This window comes from Candidatus Methylomirabilota bacterium, from assembly GCA_035709005.1.
GTDB lineage: Bacteria > Methylomirabilota > Methylomirabilia > Rokubacteriales > CSP1-6 > 40CM-4-69-5.
On the sequence record DASTFB010000118.1, the window covers coordinates 1 to 3757 of the forward strand.

Annotated in this window: 4 protein-coding genes; all 4 read left to right on the forward strand. The window is 69.5% G+C overall.

Annotation, left to right across the window (positions count from 1 at the left end; all coding sequences use genetic code 11):
- Positions 1–540: acyl-CoA dehydrogenase family protein (locus tag VFR64_20750; protein HET9492166.1), on the forward strand; the 540-nt coding region annotated here is incomplete at its 5' end.
- A 32-nt stretch (positions 541–572) separates the two neighbouring features.
- Positions 573–1190 (forward strand): CoA pyrophosphatase, encoded by a 618-nt coding sequence (locus tag VFR64_20755; GenBank protein HET9492167.1) that lies wholly within the window; start codon positions 573–575, stop codon positions 1188–1190.
- 31 nt (positions 1191–1221) lie between these two features.
- A complete protein-coding gene (locus tag VFR64_20760) occupies positions 1222–1713 on the forward strand; it encodes a low molecular weight protein arginine phosphatase (GenBank protein ID HET9492168.1) in 492 nt (163 codons plus the stop codon).
- Between the two features lie 984 nt (positions 1714–2697).
- Positions 2698–3757 (forward strand): FecR domain-containing protein (locus tag VFR64_20765; GenBank protein ID HET9492169.1); only part of this gene is annotated, 1060 nt, incomplete at its 3' end.

Sequence of the window (3757 nt, forward strand, 5' to 3'; positions counted from 1 at the left end):
TTCGCGGACACCCCGGTCGCCGCCGCCGCGGCCGCCGGGGCGTGCGTGCCCGTGGAGGCGGTGCGCATCTACGGCGCGCTCGTGCGCGCCGCGCAGATGGCCGGCGCGCTCGAGGGGATGCTGCAGCAATCGGTCCGCTACGTCACCGAACGCCGCCAGTTCGGCCGCCCGATCGGCAGCTTCCAGGCGATCCAGCACGCGCTCGTCGTCCTGGCCGGCCACGCCGCCGCCGCCGGCATCGCCTCGGAGCACGCCTTCCGAGCCGCCGACAGGGGCGAGCCCGAGCTCGAGGTCGCCGCGGCCAAGATCCGCGTGGGGGAAGCGGCGGGCATCGCCGCCGGCATCGCCCACCAGGTTCACGGCGCCATCGGGTTCACTTACGAGCACTCGCTGCACTTCTGGACGCGCCGGCTCTGGTCCTGGCGCGCCGAGTTCGGCAGCGAGAGCCGCTGGGCCGCCGAGCTGGGCCGCGCCGTCGTCGGCCGCGGCGCCGACGCGCTCTGGGCGGATCTGACCGCCCGATCAGCCGGAGCGAAGTGACCGGCGAGAAGAACCTGGACTGAAAGGATGGCGTGACGTTCGACGAGATCCTGCTGGCGCGGGCCCGGGCCAATCTGCTCGCGTTTCCCCGCCGCCCCCTGCCCGTCGACGGCCGCCGGCCCGCCGCGGTGGCCGTGGTCCTGTTGCCCGACGCCGAGGGACGCGCCTGCTTCCTGCTCACCCGCCGGGCGGCCTCGCTGCGCGTCCACGCCAGGCAGTGGGCGTTGCCGGGCGGCGGAGTCGATCCGGGCGAGGAGCCCGTCGAAGCGGCCCTGCGCGAGCTCCGGGAGGAGGTGGGGCTGATGCTCGCGAGCGAGGACGTGCTGGGCCTCCTCGACGACTACGGCACTCGCTCGGGATTCGTCATCACGCCCGTGGTGCTGTGGGCGGGATCGACAGTGGAGTTGACGCCCAATGCCGCCGAGGTAGCGAGTGTCCACCGCGTCCCGCTGAGCGACCTGGAGGGAGCCGATGTCCCCCGCCTGGTGACCATTCCCGAGAGCGACCGCCCGGTGATCCAGCTGCCCATCCTCTCCACCCTGGTCCACGCGCCGACGGCGGCCGTGCTCTATCAGCTGCGTGAGGTCGTCGTGCACGGCCGCCCCACCCGTATCGGCCACTTCGAGCAGCCGGTCTGGGCCTGGCGCTGAACCTTCCGTCCATGTCGCCCTGGGAGGAGTCGTGAAGAGCGTGCTGATCGTCTGTCACGCCAACACGGCCCGCAGCGTGATGGCCCAGGCCCTGCTCGAGCGGATGCTGGCGCACCGCCTCGGCCTCGGGCGCGTGCGGGTCCGTTCCGCCGGGGTCGGACCCGCCGCCCGGGACGGCATGATCCCTTCCCTCGACGCTCGCCTGGTGCTCCGCGAGGAGGGCATCTACCTGGCCGAGGATGCGCAGGCCTCCATCGACCTCCGCCGGCACCCCGAGCTCGTCGCCGAGGCCGACCTGATCCTCACCATGACGGTCCAGCAGAGGCTCACCGTGCAGATGTTCGATGAGGGCCGCGGGCGGGCCATCTATACCCTGCGCGAGTTCGCGGGGGAAGAAGGCGACATCGGCGATCCCGCCGCCCAGGGGGAGACGGCCTTCCGGGCCTGCCGCGACGAGATCAAGCGCTACCTGCTGAAGTCGCTGGATCGCTTCGCCGGCGCAAAGGACGCCGGCGCGCCGTGATCGGTCTACCGCCAGGCGTTCGTACCAGGGCTGCCAGATCGCTTAGCTCGACAGGTGCATGGACAACCGCGTCGATCGCATGGGACGTTCGTGCGGCTATGAGTTTCTGCGCGGCGTGCGGCATCGAAATTGCCGGGGACGGCGCGTTGTGCGCCGACCACCGAGGCCGCCGCGGGGATGGCTGGGCCGAAAATAACCGGTGCATGTGCGATCTGCTGCACCGGGGTCGCGTTCCGCCCAGATTGCTGCCCGCCGACCGTGAAGACCAGCTCGACGAGGTCGCCTGAAATTCAACGGGCCGACGGCCTATTGACAAACAGGCCTCGATCACCGATAGTACGCCGGCTAAAGCTCTTGGACAGTGGTAGGCGCGTGACGGCAGGTCAGGTTGTGGAGGTCTCCGTCTGCGCGTTCAGGACCGACGTTCGCTTTCAGGCCTCCTGGTCAGCCGCCAGACCTGGCATCGCCCGTGCTCTCGTTCGCCGCGCATGAACTCGCTGACCGGTTCAAGAGGCTACCCGGCCGCACCGATGACCAGGCGATTGAGCTGGGTACCGCGCCGGGAACCATTAATATTCTCGATGAGTTTTCGACCCGGCTTCGAGCCGGTTCTGGTCTCATCGCTTCCCCTTCGATCCGAAGAGGCGGTCGTGATGAGTGGTGGTGGTGGTGGTGGTATCGAGGCGGGGATCCCTGGTTCTTGGGTGATTACCGACGGACTGAGAGCGAGCACCTGATATGACCAGTGCCAATCGAAAGGCAGCGTTCCTCGTTGTTGCCGCCGTCCTCGTTGCGGTATTCGTCTCGCCCGACGCGACTCACGCGCAGGCTCAGGCGAAGGCGGTCGCCAAAGCAGTGTCGGTTCAGGGCACGGTGGAGGCCCGCCGAGCGGGCGCGACGGCCTGGAACCCTGTCAAACTGAACGACACCTTCGCTCCCGGCGACACCATCCGGGTCGCGCCTCGAAGCCGGGCGGATATCGCGATGCTCGACCAGTCCGTCCTGCGCCTCAACGCCAACACCGAGCTCACCGTCGAGGCCGTCAAGGATCAGCAAACCGGGGTCATCAACCTGCTCCGGGGCGCCGCCCATTTCTTCAGCCGCGGGCCCCGCAGCCTGGAGGTCCAGACCCCCTTCACGATCGCCGGCGTCAGGGGCACCGAGTTTCTCGTCGGCGTCGAGCCGGACAGGACCCTCCTCACGGTCTTCGAGGGGACGGTGCTGGCCGAAAACCCGGCCGGCAGCCTCACCCTCACCAGCGCCCAGTCGGCCGTGGCCGAGCGCGGCAAGCCGCCCGTGCTGCGGGTGGTGGCGCGCCCCCGCGATGCCGTCCACTGGGCGCTCTACTATCCGCCGGTCCTTTACTTCCGTCCCGACGAGTTCCCGGCCGGACCGATCCGGCAGTCTGTAGAGCAATATCAGAGAGGCGACCTCCAGAGGGCCTTCGACAGCATCGCGACGGTGCCCCAGACCGTCACCGACCCGCGGTTCTTCGCCTATCGCGCCCACTTACTGCTGGCCGTGGGGCGGACAGATGAGGCCTCCGCCGACATCACGCGAGCGCTGCAGCTGGCTCCGAACGACCCCAACGCCCTGGCGCTCCAGACCATCATCGCCGCGGTCCAAGGTGAGAAAGACCGGGCGCTGGATGCGGCCCAGAAGGCCGTCCAGGCCGCGCCAGGCTCGGCCACGGCGCAGATCGCGCTGTCGTACGCCCAGCAGGCCAGGTTCGACCTCGAAGGCGCCCGCGCCAGCCTGGAAAAGGCCGTGCAGCTCGACCCGCAGAACGCCCTGGCGTGGGCCCGGCTGTCGGAGCTTCAGGCCTCGTTCGGTGAGCTGAACCGCGCCCTGGATGCCGCCCAGAAAGCGGCCGCCCTGGAGCCCAATCTTGCGAGGACCCAGACGGTGCTGGGCTACGCCTACCTGATGCAGACCAAGATCAGGCAGGCCAAGGAGGCCTTCGAGAAGGCCATCGCGCTCGACTCGGCCGATCCCCTTTCCCGTCTCGGGCTCGGCCTGGCCAGGATCCGGGAGAGCAACCTGC